Annotated in this window: 14 protein-coding genes; 4 read left to right on the top strand and 10 right to left on the bottom strand. The window is 46.4% G+C overall.

Features of this window, described 5'->3' with window-relative positions:
* Positions 1-189 precede the first annotated feature (189 nt).
* The 3 genes from QZ371_RS11215 to QZ371_RS11205 all read right to left on the bottom strand — a co-directional run bounded on the left by QZ371_RS11215 (position 190) and on the right by QZ371_RS11205 (position 3,801).
* Positions 190-1,209, bottom strand: a complete 1,020-nt coding sequence (locus QZ371_RS11215; RefSeq protein ID WP_295213229.1) for a hypothetical protein — start codon at positions 1,207-1,209, stop codon at positions 190-192.
* A gap of 18 nt (positions 1,210-1,227) precedes the next feature.
* Positions 1,228-2,442: a hypothetical protein gene (locus tag QZ371_RS11210; protein WP_295213226.1), complete on the bottom strand. Its 1,215-nt coding sequence runs from the start codon at positions 2,440-2,442 to the stop codon at positions 1,228-1,230.
* A gap of 171 nt (positions 2,443-2,613) precedes the next feature.
* Entirely contained in the window at positions 2,614-3,801 is a 1,188-nt protein-coding gene (locus QZ371_RS11205; RefSeq protein ID WP_295213224.1) for a hypothetical protein, read from the bottom strand.
* Positions 3,802-3,974: 173 nt separating this feature from the next.
* On the opposite strand from QZ371_RS11205, the gene QZ371_RS11200 reads away from it, so the two are divergent.
* Entirely contained in the window at positions 3,975-5,510 is a 1,536-nt protein-coding gene (locus QZ371_RS11200; RefSeq protein WP_295213222.1) for a DUF3502 domain-containing protein, read from the top strand.
* Positions 5,497-6,669 carry a hypothetical protein gene (locus tag QZ371_RS11195; RefSeq protein ID WP_295213220.1) on the top strand — a complete coding sequence of 391 codons (1,173 nt, stop codon included), beginning with the start codon at positions 5,497-5,499 and terminating at the stop codon, positions 6,667-6,669. The genes QZ371_RS11200 and QZ371_RS11195 overlap by 14 nt, the downstream gene beginning before the upstream one ends.
* 430 nt (positions 6,670-7,099) lie before the next feature.
* On the opposite strand, the gene QZ371_RS11190 is transcribed toward QZ371_RS11195, so the two are convergent.
* From QZ371_RS11190 to QZ371_RS11180, 3 genes are read right to left on the bottom strand one after another with little or no spacing between them, the layout of a single operon-like run.
* The gene (locus QZ371_RS11190; RefSeq protein ID WP_295213218.1) at positions 7,100-7,315 is read right to left on the bottom strand and encodes a hypothetical protein; all 216 of its coding nucleotides are present in this window, start codon (positions 7,313-7,315) and stop codon (positions 7,100-7,102) included.
* 56 nt (positions 7,316-7,371) lie between these two features.
* Complete coding sequence (gltS, locus tag QZ371_RS11185; protein WP_295213236.1) at positions 7,372-8,544, bottom strand: sodium/glutamate symporter; 1,173 nt, start codon at positions 8,542-8,544, stop codon at positions 7,372-7,374.
* Positions 8,545-8,585: 41 nt separating this feature from the next.
* Positions 8,586-9,596, bottom strand: coding sequence for a TAXI family TRAP transporter solute-binding subunit (locus QZ371_RS11180; RefSeq protein WP_295213215.1), 1,011 nt, complete (start codon positions 9,594-9,596; stop codon positions 8,586-8,588).
* Between the two features lie 751 nt (positions 9,597-10,347).
* On the opposite strand from QZ371_RS11180, the gene QZ371_RS11175 reads away from it, so the two are divergent.
* Both QZ371_RS11175 and QZ371_RS11170 read left to right on the top strand, forming a co-directional pair.
* A complete protein-coding gene (locus QZ371_RS11175) occupies positions 10,348-11,454 on the top strand; it encodes an ATP-binding protein (protein WP_295213211.1) in 1,107 nt (368 codons plus the stop codon).
* Between the two features lie 220 nt (positions 11,455-11,674).
* Entirely contained in the window at positions 11,675-12,865 is a 1,191-nt protein-coding gene (locus tag QZ371_RS11170; protein ID WP_295213209.1) for a metallophosphoesterase, read from the top strand.
* Between the two features lie 109 nt (positions 12,866-12,974).
* Here QZ371_RS11170 and QZ371_RS11165 read toward each other — a convergent pair whose 3' ends face one another.
* The 4 genes from QZ371_RS11165 to QZ371_RS11150 all read right to left on the bottom strand — a co-directional run bounded on the left by QZ371_RS11165 (position 12,975) and on the right by QZ371_RS11150 (position 18,817).
* A complete protein-coding gene (locus tag QZ371_RS11165) occupies positions 12,975-15,374 on the bottom strand; it encodes a CotH kinase family protein (RefSeq protein WP_295213207.1) in 2,400 nt (799 codons plus the stop codon).
* 171 nt (positions 15,375-15,545) lie between these two features.
* On the bottom strand, positions 15,546-16,340 hold the full coding sequence (locus tag QZ371_RS11160; RefSeq protein ID WP_295213206.1) for an ATP-binding cassette domain-containing protein: 795 nt from the start codon (positions 16,338-16,340) through the stop codon (positions 15,546-15,548).
* Between the two features lie 3 nt (positions 16,341-16,343).
* On the bottom strand, positions 16,344-17,342 hold the full coding sequence (locus tag QZ371_RS11155) for an ABC transporter permease (RefSeq protein ID WP_295213205.1): 999 nt from the start codon (positions 17,340-17,342) through the stop codon (positions 16,344-16,346).
* A 452-nt stretch (positions 17,343-17,794) separates the two neighbouring features.
* Positions 17,795-18,817 (bottom strand): ABC transporter substrate-binding protein, encoded by a 1,023-nt coding sequence (locus QZ371_RS11150; RefSeq protein ID WP_295213203.1) that lies wholly within the window; start codon positions 18,815-18,817, stop codon positions 17,795-17,797.
* Positions 18,818-18,930 lie beyond the last annotated feature (113 nt).

Below are 18,930 nucleotides of genomic sequence, written 5' to 3'. Positions count from 1 at the left end.
AGCTGACTCGGTAGGATAAGACCGCTTGATAGATGACGTCAAATTGGCATTTTTATTGTCATCTATTTTATAGTAGCAACACATATTTCATCTCGCAAACTTAGGTTTGCGAGATTTTTTGTTGCCCAAAATACACAAACCACCCCCGACCGAACCTCTCAGTCGGGGGTGGTTCATATGCACCCAAAATCACTCGATCTCCGTGTAAATAAACCGCCCGAGATTGTTCCCGTCCGCCCGAGCGTAAGCAAGCTTGCCAAAATCTCGCCCCGAAGCGTTGTATTCCGCAGGATCGGTGCAAATAACGGCATAATCAAAGCTTTCCGACTTTCCGCTGCCGAAAAGATCGGTGGAGCTGTCAAGTATCACCATAACTTCAAGCCCCTCGCTCAGCTCACCGTCGCAGTAATACATCGGCACATCGCAAACAGTCTCCCCGTCCGTGAGCTTTATCTCCGCCCTATCATCACCCACAGCCTGCACAGTTCCAAAAAAGCAGGGGTATTCCCTGTTCAAACGCTCAGAATATTCCTCACCGTCCTTTAAATACAGCTCATTCAAAATAAACTTGCCGTCCGTAAATAAATAGCCCATAAAGGAAATGTCAGCGATCTCCTCCTCATAATCCACCTTTTCCGATATTATAAGATCGTTAAGATCAGCCTCCAGCACCCTGTCGTCATTGCTTATCTCGCACATCGAACCGCCCGTCCGCTTCAATGTGTATGTGTGATCGGCACTCTCGTCAGCGCTGTCACCCATTCCCGTGGTGAAAACCGTGCCGTTTTTCGTGATAACATCGCACTTTATTATCTTCGTCATATCCTCGTCGACCTTCAGCACCGCCGTGACTTCCTCGCCCAGCTTGTTATTTATTATCTGCTCCGAATACAGCTTCAGCCCCGGATAATACACCTGATCGTTGGCAAAATCGTCTCTCGAAAGGGGCAAAGTATAGCTCTCTCCGCCATACAAAAACGTTAGCTTTTCCCCGTCATAACTCTGCGCCTGCGCCGTGATAGTCTCAAAAGCCTGCTGACTTTCGCCCTCTTTATCGGCCTTTGAAACGTCCGATACAGTCGTCACCCGAGAGGTCTCGACCTCGCTTTCCGATATATTATCAGCTTTCCCCGACCCACAGCCGCACAATAATATCGCCAACAATGACAACGCAGCTATAAATTTAATTCTGCAAAGTTTACCATTCATATACACAACGCCCTCACCCTATTGTATAAGCGAAAACAGATCAAAATCATAGTCGATATCTCCGTTTTCTGCGTCAACATAAATATACTTCTGAACATTGCCCATAGTCTCATATTCCTCGCCCACAGGCATTTCGTCAGCTTTCACATCAATAACAAGCTCCCACACAAGATGGCTCGAAAAGCCTATCCCAGCGTCATAACAGTTCTGCCCGTCCTTGTAGTCATAATCGGGTGTCAGCGTGTATTTTAAATTCACATCGCTTATCTCCACCTTTGTCTCAAAGTCCGTAAAACTCTGCTCCAAATAATTCATCACGCTGGAAAATGATATTATCTTGTCAAGCTTGCCCTCTTCCTGAGGCTTGATAAGCCCGTTGCCGTTGGTCATACTGCCGATCTCGTCCGCCTTGAACATCTGCATATAAATGCTCTGGGTGACATATTTCATCTTCTGCCCGTCGCTGACAGTATCGTCAAGCTTCTGCACAAGGTCGTCCAGCGCAACCCCTTTGTACTTCTTTTCCGCCATTATATCAAAGGACTTTACCCCCATATCGTTCTCTCTGACGATAACAGTTTTCACAGATATGTCATAATCCGGCTCAAGATCAGCGTAATTTTCATTGTGCCACTTCTGCGCAGAGTCCACAGCCTCGCCGATAGTAACGTCCTGCCCGTCAAGCTGATAGCTGTCGGAAAGGTCGTCATTTCTGTCAGCGTGATAAATTTTCACCCTTTTTCCGCCGCTGAAAAGATCGTCATATGCGCTGGGCTTTGCAAAGCAAATAAAGCCGTTGTTGCCGACACAGCCATACTTTTTGCCCAGCTCGTCCGAAAAGCCGTAGCTCACCATTCCGTCTGCCCCCGTGTCTTTTGATATCTCCTCACCCGCAAGCTCCGCCTTGTCAAAGAATCGTGAAAATATCCCCGCGTAATTCTCCTCATAACCGCTGACCTGCTTAAAAGTGCATTTTTGCAGTTCATCAGGGATATCCACTTTTATGCCCTCAGCAAATGCAAACTGCGAATATTCCTTTGAAAGCGCCGTCTGAACATCACCCTCAAGGTCGCTGACGGCGATCTGCTCCAGCTCCGCCGTCTCGCTGTCCGAAACGCCTTTTGTATCCCCTTTGTTGTCCTTGACATCACTAGGCACAGAAGCGCACCCCGTCAGTATGACCGCCGCAGCGATCAAAGCCGCAGCCCTTTTCAAATTTTTATTAGTATTCATACACATAAATCCCAGCTCCATTACAAATAGAAAATAAAAAATAGACGAAAGCGATATATCCCTTTCGTCTATTAAGTGTACAAAGCCGCCGATATTGTTGCGCCCCAAGATCAGATTTGTGATATCCCACAAATTCGACGACCGATTTTGTTCATTGCGCCAAAATGTAATTTATGTATGCAAATACCCATTGTCAACAAACTGTATCTCTCCGCTTGCGATATCATAAAGGGCAAAAGTCTCACGCCCTGCGCTCTCATCAAAATACAGCACCCAGTAGGGCTTACAAACAAAGGTATTGTATGAAGCAAAAGTCGTCCAAGGCGCTTTGTCGATATCCTTTCCCTCGCCCTCCTCAGTCGGCTGAACATTGCCGTCCAAACTGAGGATATACTGAAGCGACACCCTTTTCAGATCAAGGCCAATGTATTGTGACAATCCACCGCTGACCTTATCCACCGCACTTTGGGGCGATATGACCTCGCCTATCTCTTCCTTGTCCCCATAACATTCAAACCCTACCTGCACGATAAAGCAATTGACCTCGTCCCCTTCAATATACGCCACCGCCGTAGGTATGGCGATATCATCGTCAGCGGTCGTAGGCATATAGCTGAGCATTGGACAGCCTTCATATTCCATCTCAAAATAAACAACATAAAACTCATTATCATTGCCATTATCATTACCATTTTCATCATTGTCACCTTTGCAAAGAGAAATATGGCTCACCTTGATATCATTCGGATAATCAGTAAACTCCACAAGATCGTCCGCAAAAGCCTGCGCAATCTCCGCCGCCTGCAAAACCGACACGTCCTTTCCGCCGATATTATTCACATCATCGTCCTTGAACGCATAATAATCCGCCAAAGCAGAATTGTTATAAATATCCGCAGTAAGGCAATGCTGATAATTTACAAACCCGTTGCACCCCACGCTTATGTACCAATCTCCGTCAGAATATTCCGGTCCCGTAGGATATGTATGCTCATCGAAGATCATCTTGCTTTCGTCATATTCATCACCGATATAATGCTTGAAAATATCCTCCGCCTTGCTGTCAAAACCGCTTATAGCCATAAGCTTTCCGTCATATAGCTTGTCGGCAGACTGCACCACAAGATCGCTGTTCACAGTAATATTGTCAAAAGCCCTGCCCTTTATATCCTCAGCCGCCCCATCAACGCTGTCGCCCACAGAAATGAAACTCTCCGCCGCCGAAACAGTATCGGCCTCGCCCCTGCTGCCCGTCTTTACATCATCGGGCACATCAGCGCACCCCGTCACAGTCACAGTCAAACTCAAGCCCAAACTCAGCGCCAAAGCGCAAACACTCTTTCTATCAAACAGAACCATAATAACACCCCCTATAATATAAGAGTCTCCCCACCCCGATTTAGTTTCAAAACCGCTGCATATTCGGCATATCATACGATAAGGGCAACTTTAAATTGTGCACAATAACAAATTCCCCCACCCATTGCAGCAAAATCGCTCCCAAACCATACTTAATGTACGGAGGTGGTAATTTGAAAAATACGAAAAGCAGAAAAACCACGAGACTCATGAAAATTTCGATAGCGCTTTTAGCAGCCGCCCTATCTCTGAGCAGCTGCACAGCTTCAAACCCCAACAGCACCGAAAGCATACCCACCAGCCGACCCGACATCTCCGCCGATAAAACCGCCCTAATATGGCTGACAGGCACGGATATGCCCTATGAGAACGACCTTAACGACTACCTCGACAGCGCTGGCTATGACTTTCATATACAGTTCAAGACCATTGCAAACGACCTTGAAAATATGTTTGACGGCAGCGGCAAGCTCACGAATAATTTCTGGACATCCTGCTATCAGTACAACCTCATAAGCGAGCTTTCAAGCGGCACAGCGGATATTATCGACACAAGCTGCTGGTTTGAAAATTCCTATCTCAGCTATGCCGAAAAAGACCTCCTCGAACCCCTCGACAGCTATCTCGAAAGCGAAAATGGTCAGACCCTTTATTCAAGCTTTCCGCAGGATTATTGGCAAAACCTCACCTATAACGGCAAAATTTACGGCGTTGACAGCTGGCTCATATGCTTGCAGACCGATATCGCCTACCAGCTTAATAACGATATCGTCCCAAGCGACCTCACCGCCGATGACCTCGGTGACGACTGCTTCTCAGCCCTCGATAAGATCGCCGCCCTATGCAGATCGACCGACACAGTTTTCGGTATCCAGTCCCTCGATTCCATTTCAAGCTGGACTGACTATGACTTCATCACAAACTATATTTACATCGACGAAAACGGCAAAGCCGCCAATATCTACGAAAGCGACTTTGCCCTAAAGCTTTTTGAAAAGATCGCAGAATATTACAACAGCGGACAGTTTTTGAACGGCATTGACCTTGGAAGCAAGCTCCCCGATGAAGTCCTCGGCGAGACCCACAGCACCACCGCCGCCCAATGCAAAAACGGCTTTGTTACTTCTGAAGATTTCGGCATTTCCACAAAGGTGGGCAATTCAAAAGCCCTCTGCCTGTCAAATTCCGCTCACACAAAGCTCTCCTCAAACGTCCCCGTCACAGGCATTTACAGCGGCTCAAAAAATAAAGACCTTGCCTTTGAAGCCCTAAGCGCTTTTATGTGCGACAGCGAATTTATAAATATCCTAAACTATGGCGCAGGATATACCAACACAGACGGCTGCGCTTCATATGCCGAATACAGCGGAATGCCAATGGGCAATGTGACAAAAATGCTCCCTATCGGCGGACTTTCCCCTGCGGATATGGGCGAAAAAATGTTGTCTGCGCTTGATTGCAAACAGGTCAGCCCATATTCTCAGTTCAGCTTTCATACCGATAACGTCCGCCAGCAGATATTGGATATCTACGATCTGACCCTTAATATCAACGACAATTTTCTAAAAAGTAAAACCGACGGCGCAAGCGCCACCATAAACGCAAAGGAATATCTCGACCAGCTCAACAAATCTCTTTACGACGCAGGCCTGCAAGATATCCTCGACGAAGCCAACAAACAATTGGAGGAATACAATGAAACACACTAAAAAGATCATAAGCATAATAAGCACTATAAGTTTGATAAGCGCAATGACAATGGCCCTTACCGCCTGCGGCAAAAGCAGCAAAACCAAGTCCGCCGACACCGCAACGCCTGACAAATGCAGGATAGTTTCATTCTATGAAAGCGCCGATTACGACAATAATATCTGCTTTGCCGTGCAGGAAAACGGCCGCCTTGATTTCGTTGATATGACCACCCTCGAGGACAGCCCCGTTTGCGACGACCCCTCCTGCAAACACCGTGAGGGCTCAGACTGCACGGCATACGAAAAGAACAACCACCCTTTCATCTATGACAAAAAGCTTTACTACATAAAAAGCTCCGACATCACCACCCAAGAGGACGGAACTTATACCACCAGCACATATTTTTACAGCTCCGATATCAACGGCGCAAATGAAAAGCAGCTTGCGGAAATAAAAGGCCTTTCCTACAACAATTTCGACCGAATGGCACTTATCGGCGACACAGCCTATATGATTATGACCGACCAGCCCTATGACAAGGATTTCAAAGAGCTTGAGCCATCAATGAAGCTCATGTCGGTATCTCTTGGCGACGGCAAAGTCAATGATCTTGGCGAGGTCACAAAGGGTTATAGCTGCGGTGCGTGGGTCTATGGCTTGTGGGATAGCAAGCTTATTTTCCGCACATCGAAAGCGGCGGATAATCGCCCTTTTATGGAGCGTTTGCAGGATTTTGCGGAGAAAAACGGTCTCAGCGAAAACGAAGCCCTTGAGCAATACACAGACAAGGCTGAATACACTTACGAATATCTTGCCTATGATATCAAAGCCCAAAAGCTTGATAAGCTCGATAAACTTACTCTCCCCGACCCACTCGCAATATCCGACAACTGCTATTACTATGCAAAAGATGGCAAGCCCTGCTATCTTGACAAAAGCGACAAAGAGCAGACTATACAAAGCTCTGATAACATCACAAATATCACAAATATTAGCGCCATAAACGGCTATGCCCTTATCGACACCGACAGCGAGGAATACCTCTTCAATGAAAGCGACAAGACCCTTTCAAAAATCTCCGACCAATACGATATCGCCGCCATAAAAGACGGCCAAGCGATCATCAGAACAGGCGACACGCCGATGTATAAAACGAAAGCGCTGGGGGAGATGTGATCCACTTTTTACAAAACATAGCAAATATGTTATAATATATAGCATAAAAAAATAAATAGGAGAGATAAATATGAGAGTATACTGTCGATGTGGGAATATGCTCACAAATCAGCTTGACCCAAACGATACGGAATATTATGTTTATTCGGACAGGGAGTGGTGTGAGATACAGCAAAACGAATACATACACGTTTTGGATATTCCCTATGCTCGCTATAATGTTTGGCATTGTGAAAAATGCGGCAGAATAACTTTGTTTGATGATTCCTACAATTTAGTAAAAGTTTATAAGCCGGAAGAATAGTCGTTTAAATATCATCACCCCTGCCCCGAATGTCATTATTTCAGGCTTGATCTTTGATAATTTATGGATTTTATAAAAAGCCCCGAAAGCAATGTATGTTTGCTCTCGGGGCGATTTTTATGTTTTTTACTTTTTTATCTTTCTCTTTATTTTTATCTCGGGCACGGCAAGGTTGTCAAATACTACCTGTCCGTCGTCTGCGCTGTCATCTTCCGAATGTGCGGCGTAATGATCTTCGCCCTCGGTATCAATGTGCACCTCGGGGAAAGCAAGGTTTTCCGAATCATAATCCAAATGCTTTTTTCTGAGCTTTCCGTTTTTGCTGTTCTTAAAAAATTTCATTATTCCCAACTCCTCTATACAATTCCCATTTCAAATCATAGCCAACATTAGTAATTTTAGTTAATGAAATTTATGAAGCCCGTGATAACAAGGCTGTTGATAAAGTCGGCAAACATACTTCCCACGATAGGCACAAGCATATAAGCCTTTATTGACGGCACGAATTTCTCCGTCAATGCCTGCATATTCGCCATTGCGTTTGGCGTTGCGCCCATTCCAAAGCCGCAAGTTCCTGCCGCAAGGATCGCTGCGTCATAATCTCTTCCCATAACGTTATATACCACAAAATAGGAGAACATCGCCATAAGAATGACCTGCGCAAGAAGCAGTATCACCATTGGCAGGGCAAGTTCTGCAAGCTGCCAAAGCTGCAATGTTATCATCGCAATGCCGAGGAAAAGCGAAAGGCATATGCCGCCGATATCGTTTATCTCACCCATATGGATATGGAGCTTTCCGCCATATTCGCCGATATTTCGCATAAACGCTGCAACTATCATCGAGCCGATATATATCGGGAAAGTCATTCCCGTTTGTGAAAGCAGCCAAGAAACTATCGTGCCGATACCCATTGCGATAGCGAGCTGATAAGCCGCAGGAGCGTACATACTTACGGAACGGTGGTGTTTTTCCTCATCCTCTTCAAGTATGGAAGCGTCCTCTGCTACTGCGGTTTTAAGAAGGTCGTGCTTTAGTATAAGACGTCTGCCGATAGGGCCACCCATTATGGAGCCTATAACAAGGCCGAATGTTGCGGCGGCGGTGCAGAGAGTTGTTGCGCCCTTTAACCCGAAATCTTCAAGGACTGAACCGAATGCGCCTGACGTTCCGTGTCCGCCCACCATTGGGATAGAGCCTGTACACATTCCCACCAGCGAATCTATTCCGAGGAGCTTTGCAAGTCCCACAGCCACGGCGTTCTGTGTAAAGATGAGAACGATAAGGCAGAGCAGGAATATCACAAGACTTTTTCCGCCGGCTTTGAGCACTTTCAGATTGGCTTGGAAGCCCACCGAGGTAAAGAACATTACCATACAAACTGTTTTGAGGGTCTCGTCAAACTGAAATTCAACGATACCGAAAACGTGCAGCAAGCAGGATACCACCGCAAAGATTATTCCGCCCACAACAGGGGCAGGGATACAGAATTTCTCCAAAACTTTCACTTTCTTTTTGAAAAATCCGCCGAGATACAGAACGCCCACCGCAACGGCAAGGGTCTGATACATATCTATACTGATAACTTTCAATTACAGAGCCTCCTTAATTATCAATTATCATCTGCGATAACGAGCTTAGCCGTTCGCTTTGACGGGTCGGTATTCACCGTGATATCGTTGTCGTTATAATAGACCGCTGCTCCTTGGTGGAAGCTGCAAGGGATATCAGATGAAGCGAAAGTCTTATCGGGCTCTGCAAAGGGGATATCCTCTTTTATCTTGCCGCCGTTATCAAATATTGCTGTCAAAATCTCTTTGACGGCTTCGTTATGGACGCTGCTGTCGGCGACTAGCACGGCTTTCACGCCGATAGTTTTGATATCCTCGGTCTGGCCTTTATAAGTGCCTGCCTTAATTGTTGAGGGATAATAGCCGCTGTAAAGGTTTGTCATATAGGAGACTGTTCTGTCATCGAGGGAAAGCACTCTGATATCGGTGCTTTCGGCGAGGTCGGTTATTACGGTTGAAGGAGCACCGAGGACGACGAAAAATGCGTCGATAGACTTATCCTTCAAGGCTTCTGCGGACTGGGCATAGGTCAGATTGCATACATTTAGCATACTGATATCAAGTCCCACGGAATTGAGGATATACTCGGCATTTTTCGCAACGCCCGAGCCGTCCTCTCCCACGGAGACACGCTTGCCGTCGAGGTCTGCCACGGTTTGTATATCCGAATCGGCAGAGACGATTATCTGAAAGTTCTCCATATAAAGACCTGCCACGGCACGGAGGCTTTCTATCTTCTGATTTTTGAAATCGCCCGTACCGTTGACGGCCTCAGAAAGCACATCGCTTTGCACGATCGCCATATCAACAAAGCCGTCGTCAAGCAATCTGAGATTAGCCTGCGAACCTGCGGTTTTCTTGACAGTCACACGGCTATCGAGCTGCTGGATAAGGTTTCCGAACTTAAAATACACGCCGCCCTCGTTGCCTGTACCAAGCTTTATTTCCGAGTTCTTTCCGCAGGCGCTAAGCGCCATTACTAAGACTGCAGCGGTCACGAGAGCAAACATTCGGGTAATTTTTTTTATATATCTTTTCTTAACTTTCTTCACTTATATCATTCCTTTCATTCCTATTTTTGACTTGATCTTTATATTGCAAACACTTCGCCATTATATATATTTTACCACAACGGCTGGGTTGCTGCAACGGAAATTTCGGAATTAATATCGTGTTTTTCTTTAATAATTAATAAGAATTTACATTCTGAGAGCGGCGTTTGCGTGTTGCAAAATCGCTATGCTGTTTGCGCATACAGGGGTGGAGTGTTGCAAAATCGCTACGCTCTTTGCGAGGAGACTGAGTGCAAGGAGATCGGCGCAGTATATTGCTTCGCACTTACTTTGTTTTTAACTTTTACTTAGTGGCTCGTCTAGGTCTTTACTGCGCCTACTAAGGTCGGCTATCGCCGAATGAGGCTCTGCCTCAAACTCCGCAAAGGACGCTATCCCTTGACTCTGCTCAGGGCTCTGCCCCGAGACCCCGGCAGGCGCTTCGCCCGAATTTTTGTGAGCCTTGTCGAACAAAAATTATACCCGACCAGCGTCGCGCCGCTGGACCCGCGCCTTCGCTGCGCTAGTTTTTGGCTTATGGTCGGGTCTATTTCTTTGTATCTTTTCCACTCTATTTGCCTTTCACTTTGTTGGGAGCTCAATGCAATCGTACTTTCCTCAGCGACCCTATCCTCGGGCTACAAAGTGCGACACCCGCAGTCCAGCCCTATGCGAATTAAAAAAAGCTTGTTTTTTGTGCGGTTATGTGGTATTATATAGTACAGTACATTCCTGTATCGGAGGTCTGTTTATGTTTGATGTTAATGGAGCTGAGGTCATTGTCGATATTCGTGACGAGCTCTCTTTTGAATATGGTCATATCGACGGGGCGGTAAATGTGCCGTTGGAAAAGCTTTACGATACTCCCCTGCCAAAAGACAAAAAGCTGCTTATCTGCTGCAAGAGCGGTCTTATAAGCGATACTGAGGCGGAAAAGCTTCGGGAACTTGGGTATGACGCTGAAAATCTTCAGGGCGGTTATTACGGCTGGCTGCGTGAGAAGCTGTCGCAGGAGGATATCAAGGACATTTCTGCGGACGCTGAGCGCAGTATACAGAAAAAATTCCGCAAGGAGATCTGGAACAGGTTTACTAAATCTGTCAACGAGTATGAGCTTATCCAGCCGGGTGACAAGATCGCCGTGTGCATTTCGGGGGGCAAGGACTCTATGCTTATGGCAAAGCTTATCCAAATGCTCCACAGGCACAGCAAATTCCCTTTCGAGGTGAAATATCTTGTTATGGACCCCGGTTACAGCCCTGCGAATCGTGAGATAATCGAGCGAAATGCTAAGCGGCTGGGTATTCCTATAACTGTGTTTGAGTCGGATATTTTTGACTCGGTATACAACATTGAAAAGAACCCTTGCTATCTTTGCGCACGAATGAGGCGTGGGCATTTGTACAGCAAGGCGCAGGAGCTTGGCTGCAACAAAATTGCTTTGGGTCATCATTATGACGATGTTATCGAGACTATACTTATGTCGATGCTTTACGGAGGACAGATTCAGACGATGATGCCGAAGCTTCACAGCACGAATTTCGAGGGTATGCAGCTTATCAGGCCTCTTTATATGGTGCGTGAGGACGATATCAAGCGCTGGCGTGACTACAATGGATTGAGGTTTATCCAATGTGCCTGCAAGTTTACGGACACTTGCACGACCTGCGCTCCCGACAGCCGAACTGTATCGAAACGAATGGAGATAAAGCAGCTTATTGCAAATCTCAAGCTGGTCAATCCGCAGGTAGAGTTCAACATTTTCAAGAGCGTTGAGAACGTTATGCTCAACCAAGTCATTGCATACAAAGACAACGAAGGTCGGCATAGCTTCTTAGAGAAGTTCGAAGGGGAATAAAACCTATCAGCAGTAATTGGCGAGATCGGTGGGACGTCGATGGCGGAAATGCGCCGTTTATATGTAGGGGCGAACATCGTGCACCCATTGTTTTGAAGCTTTTGCGACAGCACAAAACCGCACTCTGTACGGTTTAATGCTGTGTACGGTTTAAAGTCTGTCTGCTCCTCGGACTGCCAACGTAACTTGCCCATAGTCCAGATTATGCGAGGTAAAAAAGATGATATTTCTATTTCTTTTGCCCTTTTATTTGGGTGTTTCAGCGTATATGATGTTCCGCTTTTTCTATTGGATGAAGCATTGCAACCATAGGCTCAATTGGCTGCGGTTCAAGGTGCCTTTTGCGGTCATATACCTTTTTATGGCGCTTTCGCCTGTGATAGCGTTTTTGCTGCCGAAATCGGCGGTGGCTATCGTCATACGGCGAATTTCTACATATTGGATAGGCATAATGCTTTACTCGCTGCTTTATGTGGTGCTTTTTGATCTGCTGCGGCTTATTGCGAAGCACACGAAGCTAAAGAACACGCTTTTGTTTTCTCGTGGCAGCGTGATATCAATTGGTTCGGTGGTGGTGGCTTGTGCGGTGGCAACTTGTCTTTACGGCATTTTCAACGCACGAAACATCAAGGTGAACGAATACAGCGTGACTGTTGACAAATCCTGCGGAAGCGACAAACATTTAAAGGCTGTGCTTGTTGCTGACCTGCATATGGGATACGCCATTGGAGTGGATCACATCACGAATATGGTCAAGAAGATCAACGAGCAGGACGCAGACATTGTTGTGATAGCAGGCGACATTTTTGACAACAGTTATGACGGAATGGACGATCCCGAGGGGATAAAGGCGCAGCTGAAGTCCATAAAGAGCAAGTACGGAGTTTACGCAGTTTACGGCAATCACGACATTGACGAGAAGATATTGATGGGCTTCACATTTGACTGGGGCGGACAGCAGCTTCACAATGAGAAGATGACGAAATTTGTTGAGGACTGCGGCATAAAGCTTATCAATGATGAATCGGTGCTTGTGAACGATGAATTTTATCTTGTTGGCAGGCGTGACACGGACAAGCCGGGAACAGAGGACGGCAGTCGTGCGGAGATTGCTGATCTGACGGCAGGGCTTGACAAGAGCAAGCCGATATTCGTGCTTTCCCACGAGCCTGACGAGCTTCAAGAGACGGCTGACGCAGGGGCGGACATTGATTTTTCGGGACACACACACGACGGGCAGCTTTTCCCCGGCAACTTGACGATAGGGCTTTTCTGGGAGAACCCTTGCGGAATGATAAAGAAGGGCGATATGTACTCCATCGTGACGTCGGGTGTTGGTGTATACGGCACGTTTATGCGTGTTGGCACGGACGCTGAGATATGCTCGGTGGACATTGGGTTTACGGGGTAGCTTTGGTACTTGCTGATTTGGTTATGTAGGTTATGCAAAATTAAACGGTCTGACTTTTTGGTGGTCAGACCGTTTTTTGTGTTCTTTTATTACGGACGTTACGTTTGCGTTACAACAGATTGCGCTTAAAGACTGCCTTGATTTTCATATCGCCTTTGACTGTTACCGTTACAACGTCGTTCTCACTATCTGTGCCGCTAACTCCCTCCCAATGGTCAAAATGATAGTCCCCTATGGCTTTGGCTGTCAAGGTTATCTCACAATCGTCAAAATACTCGCCTTTATACGGTGCTTCCAACGTCACGCCGCTTATTTCAACTGTGCCCTGCTCAAAGTTCTCCGAACTTATCTCGACTTTTCTTCGCTCCGACAGCAAAAACTCCCTTTCAAGATAGCCCATTACTTTGTCGTAACGTGTTTCAACAAAAATCTGCCAACGCTGCAACATCGGGTCGGTAGCGTTTTTGCGCTTCGCCCAAGTTGGGAAACGCTTGAAATAATTGTCCAGCTCGCCATAGTAAACGTCTTTATAGCTTTGCAGAAATTCTGCGTATCTGTCGGGGGCAAAATTCACGCTGCCCGTTTGGCATATTGCCGAGACGAATTTCTGCTGGAAAGTTTTGTTCTCAAGCAGCGATGTTATCACTCCGCCAAGCGTCGTTTTGCCCTGTTCTCGCAGGTATGCGAACATATTCTTTAGGTCGTTTTTCTCGTTGTAATGGTTCGCCGAGGATTCGATATCGAACAGGACGAACCGCCAGCGGCAGTCTGCATACTTGTTGCCTTGTTCGAAAGTTCTTGTGCGCCAGCAAGCGTAATTGTTCTGCGGCCAGTCATCGTTGAAGATATAAAACTCCGTGGCGATATAGTCGGCAAAATTGTCCATATCAAGCATTGTGCAGGCTTTTTTATAGTTGGCGTCGACGGTCATATCGTTGTTTGAGATGAACTCGCACATTTCTGTGAATAGGGCTTCGTCCTTTTCCTCGCCGATACTAAGTTCTTCGTTTTTATACATTACAACATTGTCTTCCGAAACGCCGTATTTATCGGAGAAATACTCCTCGCTGTAATCGGTTTGCAGAGTGTAAAGTCCCCAATATTCGCCGTCTATGAACAGCACGCAGGCTGTGCCTTTTTGCGTATCGGCGTTTTTCTCCGCCACCATTTTCTGCGTCATCGTGTCCTTGAATTTGCAGTAATTTGCGTCATTGCCGCCGTTTCTCAGCACGAAAGTTTTGCAAGATGTGATAAGATCGCCGTTTTTGTCGGTATTATCTGACCAAAAGACGTTGTCAAAGCTGCTTTTGCTGTATTTGCTTCTTGCATAGAAGCGGAAGGATTTTTGATAGTCGGCTCTTGACCAGCCGCCCTGTATCCTCACGCCGCAGTCTTGTGACAAAAGCGTATTGCCTTCGCTGTCAAAATATTCTATATAGCAGGACTTTTCCCACTCCTTGCCACGCTGATTATAATTCGCAGGGATAGAGCCGTTCCAAGCGTGGTCGGGGAACGCTTCGTCATACCCTTTATAAACGTCGCCAAGGCAATAAATGCCTGTTTTTTCATTATAAAGGCCGTCGGGGTCGGTGGTCATTGAGATGATAGGCAGGCCGTTATGGTCTGCGCTTGACACGCCAACGAAATATGTTGCGGTGACAGTTCTGCCGCATTTGCCGCTTGTGCCCTCTGCGCAGGCTCTTATCACTGTGCCTTTATCAACGTCGCTATCCTTTGGCAGGCTGATACTTTCACGGTAATCGAGCTGGACTTTCATCGGGTCATAGGCGGAGAGTACGTTTTTATCCCCTTTGCGGTCTGATATCTCGATAGGCTTCGTATAGGCAATTCTTGTATCGGAGCTTTCAGGGTCTGTGCCGTCGGTGGTGTAATAGATAGTTTGGCCTTTTCCTGCGGAGATCTCCAGCGTAAAGGCGCTTTCATAGCTGCCTGCGGTCTTTGAAAACGTTGGTGTATCGCCGATAGTTTCGGCCGCATTTTCCGCCATTGGGGTAGGGTTTGACACATACATTTCGCCGTTTTTATCTCTCGAATAGCTTACACCCTTATCGAGCGCCGGCAATGTAATGCTTTCGCACTCAAAGCCACGATAGCGCAGGGAGATCTTATCCTCGCTGACCTTGCCGATACTCATATCGGCGTGGGGGATATCCTGCCTGTCTACGCCATTTTTCGAGCAATAGACCAGCGTATAGCTATGGGCTTTGACTATATTATCCCCCAGAGAATATTCCGCACCGTCATTTTTTGACAGAGAGAATGAGGACAGCGACACGTCCTTATCCGTGGGGTTGTAAATTTCTATCCAGTCGCAATAGTCTCCTTCTTTATCCTTCACAGCGGTGGTTTGATCTTTGCCGCTGTTCGTCGGGCATATCTCGCTTATATATATCTTTGGCGGCGTAAATATAACAGCCGCTGCGGTTATCACAGCTGCAACGGCTACTATGCACCCGACGACAGCGGCGGTGATATTTTTAAGCTTCAACCGTCGCCCTCCTGGTCATTATTTTTCCTATTTAATATTTGATATTTATTGTCTTATTCGCCAACCACATACCAAAGTAACGGGCGAACAATGTTCGCCCCTACATTAAAAGTGAGTGCTTTATTATGTTAGTAATGTTCTTTGACGAACTGACTTCTTGTTTTGTTATCCTTATTCACCAAGTATCATCTTATCCGAAAGCTGATCTTCGGCGGTATCGGAATAGAGCTTCATAAGCTTTTCAACAGTCATATTAGCTCTTTGCTCGCCCTCGATAGTGAGAAGAAGCTTGCCTTGGCTCATTACGACAGTTTTATTGCCGTACTCGATAGCGTTTGAGATATTGTGTGTTATCATCAGCGTTGTGATGTTGTTTTCCTTTACTATCTTGTCGGTGATAGCCATAACCTTCTCGGCGTTCTTTGGGTCGAGAGCTGCGGTATGCTCATCGAGGAGCAGCAGCTTTGGGGTCACGATAGTTGCCATAAGCAGGGTAAGCGCCTGTCTTTGTCCGCCTGAGAGGAGGCCAACAGGGGTCTTCATTCTGTCCTCAAGGCCGAGGTCAAGCTCACGGAGCTTTTCACGGAAAAACTCAACGTCTTTTTTTCTGATACCGATAGTGAGTGAGCGGCGTTTGCCACGGCTATATGCAAGGCCGAGGTTTTCCTCGATAGTCATATTGGGGGCTGTACCTCTGAGAGGGTCTTGGAACAATCTGCCTATGAACTTTGCACGCTGGTGCTCTTTGAGGTGGGTGATCTCTTTATCGGAGAGGTATATCCTGCCGCTGTCGGTCTCATAGCTTCCGCTGACGGCGTTCATAAGGGTAGATTTACCAGCGCCGTTTGAGCCGATAACAGTAACGAAGTCGCCGTCCTTGACGTCAAGGTTTATATGCTGCAAGGCTTTTCTTTCGTTGGCTGTATTTTTATTGAATGTGATATTTACGTTTTCAAGTCTCAGCATTTTTTACGCCTCCTTTACATCGGCTTTTTCAGCCTTATCGCCGCAGATTCTTCTGTAAGCTTTAAGGATATACTTTTTGATAGCAGGCAGAGAAATTGCGATAGCGACTATTGCGGCGGAGAAGAGCTTAGTATAATTGCTGTCCATACCAAGGCTCATTGCGAAGGCGAGGACGAAACGATATGCAATTGCGCCGAAGATAGCTGCCAATATACCGAAGAGGATAGAATGCTTGCTAAAGAAAATTTCGCCGATGATGATAGAAGCAAGGCCGACCACCAGCATACCTGTACCGCTGTTTGAGTCGCCTGCGGAAGAATACTGGGCATACATTGCGCCCGAGAGGGAAACAAGGGCGTTTGCGATAGCGAAGCCGAGGATCTTCATTCTATCGGAATTGATAGAGGAAGCTCTTACCATATACTCGTTATCGCCTGTTGCACGCAGGGACATACCGGCCTGAGTTTTGAGGAACCAAAACAGCAGCGCAGCGGCAATAACAAGGACGATAGCGCCTGCGGCCAGCTTATAGTAATCGCCGAAATATTTTTGCGCCATAGTAAAGATAGTATCCTTTTTATAGAGTGAAATATTCGGTCTATCCATAATTTTAAGGTTAATGGAATAGAGAGCGGTCATCGTGATGATACCTGCGAGGATAGGCTGGACGTTGAATTTTGTGATAAGTATACCCGTAACGCTTCCGGCGATAGCGCCTGCGACGATAGCAAGTAGTATACCCTTGACAGGGCTGCCGTTGAACGCCTGCATAACAGACACGGCGACGCCGAGAGTAAAAGTACCATCCACGGACAAATCAGGGATATCTAGTATTCTAAATGAGATAAAGATACCGAGTGCCAGAATTGCGAACACAAGGCCTTTTTCAAATGTACCTGTAACGACGCTTTCGGTGAGCTGGGTATTGATTATCACCAGCAGCAGCACGATCAGAATAACTTTCGGAAGCAATGACAGGACTGTTTTTTTATTCAGCTTCATAATATTTTCCTTTCGGTTTAGAGTAATGTAGGGGACGATTGTCGTCCCCTTGGACGGCGCCCCAGACGTCCCGATTTTTGATTGTGCCATTTATTATGGTCTCTCAAAGTTTCGGGACTACACGAATTTGCTCGCACCTTTTATTATACTATGTTTTATTGGATTTTGCAATAGTTTTTTGGCGGTGGGTTGCTATGTTTTGCTTTACTTGGAGGCAACCAAAAAAAGAAGCACAGCGTTTGCTATGCTTCTTTCGAACTGTCAAAAATCGGGCGAACAATGTTCGCCCCTACATTAATATTGCGTAATTTAGCGCATATGTAGGGGAAAATTGTTGTTCGACAATGCTCACAACAATTTGCGTCCTCGACGTCCCACTTATCTCGGACTTTCGGAGTTTTCAAAATCATCGCCGCTAGGCGATACATTCATTCCTCACTCCTCATTCCTCACTATTCAAAGTAAACAGTTTTTTCGCCATTAGCGATATCGTCAGGAATGGTTATTCCAATAGCTTCCGCTGTTGTCTTATTGATGTATGTGCTGAGATCTTCATTGAATACCTTGATCGGTATCTCAGACGCCTTCTTCTCGCCGCTGAGTATCTGCGCTGCCATATTTGCTGTCTCTTTTCCAAGGTCTGAATACTCAATGCCGACTGTACCAAGTCCGCCGTCCATTACCATTGAATCTGCGCCAACAAACATTGGTACCTTCGCCTTGTTCATTACTTCTGTTACTGTGCCCATTGCACCTGCGATAGTGTTATCGTTAGGTGAGAACACGGCGTCACACTTTGATGCAAGGTTCTGCGCTGCTTCCTGTACCTCAGATGTGTTTGAAGCTGCGCCCTCTACTACTGTGATGCCCTTTGCTTCGCAGTATTCCTTTACTTCCTTGAGGCTTGAAACTGAATTGTCCTCGCCTGTGTTGTAAAGGTAGCCAAGGGTCTTGATGTCAGGCTTCATTTCAAGTGCGAAATCAAGTATCTTTGTGATAGCAAGCTTGTCAGATGTGCCTGTGATGTTTGAACCTGTGCTCTCGAGTGAATCGCAAAGGCCTGCTCCGACCGGGTCTGTTACAGCGGAGAATACGACTGGGATCTCCTCTGAATATGGTGCTGCGAGCTGTGCGCAAGGTGTTGTGATAGCGATGATGATATCGTCGCCGTCAGCCTTGAACTGGTCGAGTATCTGCTGAACAGTTGTCGATTCGTTATTAGCCTGCTGTGCGTCGATAGTGCAGTTTTCACCGTCTACATAGCCAAGAGCTGCCAACTGGTCGATAACAGCGTCTCTGATAGTGTTCAGGGAGGTATGCTCCATAATCTGAACAATACCTATCTTATAATGTTTGTCTGATGAACCCTCTGCCTTTGAAGCGTTTGAGGAATCTTCCTTTACGCCGCAAGAAGCAAGAGCTGACACGGCCAATACTGCTGCGGCAGCAAGAGCCAAAACTTTTCTAAGCTTCATAATTTTCAGCTTCCTTTCCATAAGTGAAAAAATAAAAGATGTAGGCTTTGCCCTACTACTATATTAAAGCACAGCGGCTATTATTTGTCAAGGGCAAGTCAAGGTATGGTAAA

Source organism: Ruminococcus sp., assembly GCF_019423705.1.
Taxonomy (GTDB): domain Bacteria; phylum Bacillota; class Clostridia; order Oscillospirales; family Ruminococcaceae; genus Hominimerdicola.
Note: the sequence above shows the minus strand (reverse complement) of the source record. Positions and strands in the feature narration are given on the sequence as shown.

Excerpts from the sequence above, each read along its gene's own strand:
- QZ371_RS11205 (WP_295213224.1), bottom strand. The coding sequence starts at position 3,801 with ATGGTTCTGTTTGATAGAAAGAGTGTTTGCGCTTTGGCGCTGAGTTTG.
- QZ371_RS11150 (WP_295213203.1), bottom strand. The coding sequence starts at position 18,817 with ATGAAGCTTAGAAAAGTTTTGGCTCTTGCTGCCGCAGCAGTATTGGCC.
- QZ371_RS11160 (WP_295213206.1), bottom strand. The coding sequence starts at position 16,340 with ATGCTGAGACTTGAAAACGTAAATATCACATTCAATAAAAATACAGCC.
- QZ371_RS11155 (WP_295213205.1), bottom strand. The coding sequence starts at position 17,342 with ATGAAGCTGAATAAAAAAACAGTCCTGTCATTGCTTCCGAAAGTTATT.
- QZ371_RS11175 (WP_295213211.1), top strand. The coding sequence starts at position 10,348 with ATGTTTGATGTTAATGGAGCTGAGGTCATTGTCGATATTCGTGACGAG.
- QZ371_RS11195 (WP_295213220.1), top strand. The coding sequence starts at position 5,497 with ATGAAACACACTAAAAAGATCATAAGCATAATAAGCACTATAAGTTTG.
- QZ371_RS11190 (WP_295213218.1), bottom strand. The coding sequence starts at position 7,315 with ATGAAATTTTTTAAGAACAGCAAAAACGGAAAGCTCAGAAAAAAGCAT.
- QZ371_RS11210 (WP_295213226.1), bottom strand. The coding sequence starts at position 2,442 with ATGAATACTAATAAAAATTTGAAAAGGGCTGCGGCTTTGATCGCTGCG.
- gltS (WP_295213236.1), bottom strand. The coding sequence starts at position 8,544 with ATGTATCAGACCCTTGCCGTTGCGGTGGGCGTTCTGTATCTCGGCGGA.
- QZ371_RS11170 (WP_295213209.1), top strand. The coding sequence starts at position 11,675 with ATGATATTTCTATTTCTTTTGCCCTTTTATTTGGGTGTTTCAGCGTAT.
- QZ371_RS11215 (WP_295213229.1), bottom strand. The coding sequence starts at position 1,209 with ATGAATGGTAAACTTTGCAGAATTAAATTTATAGCTGCGTTGTCATTG.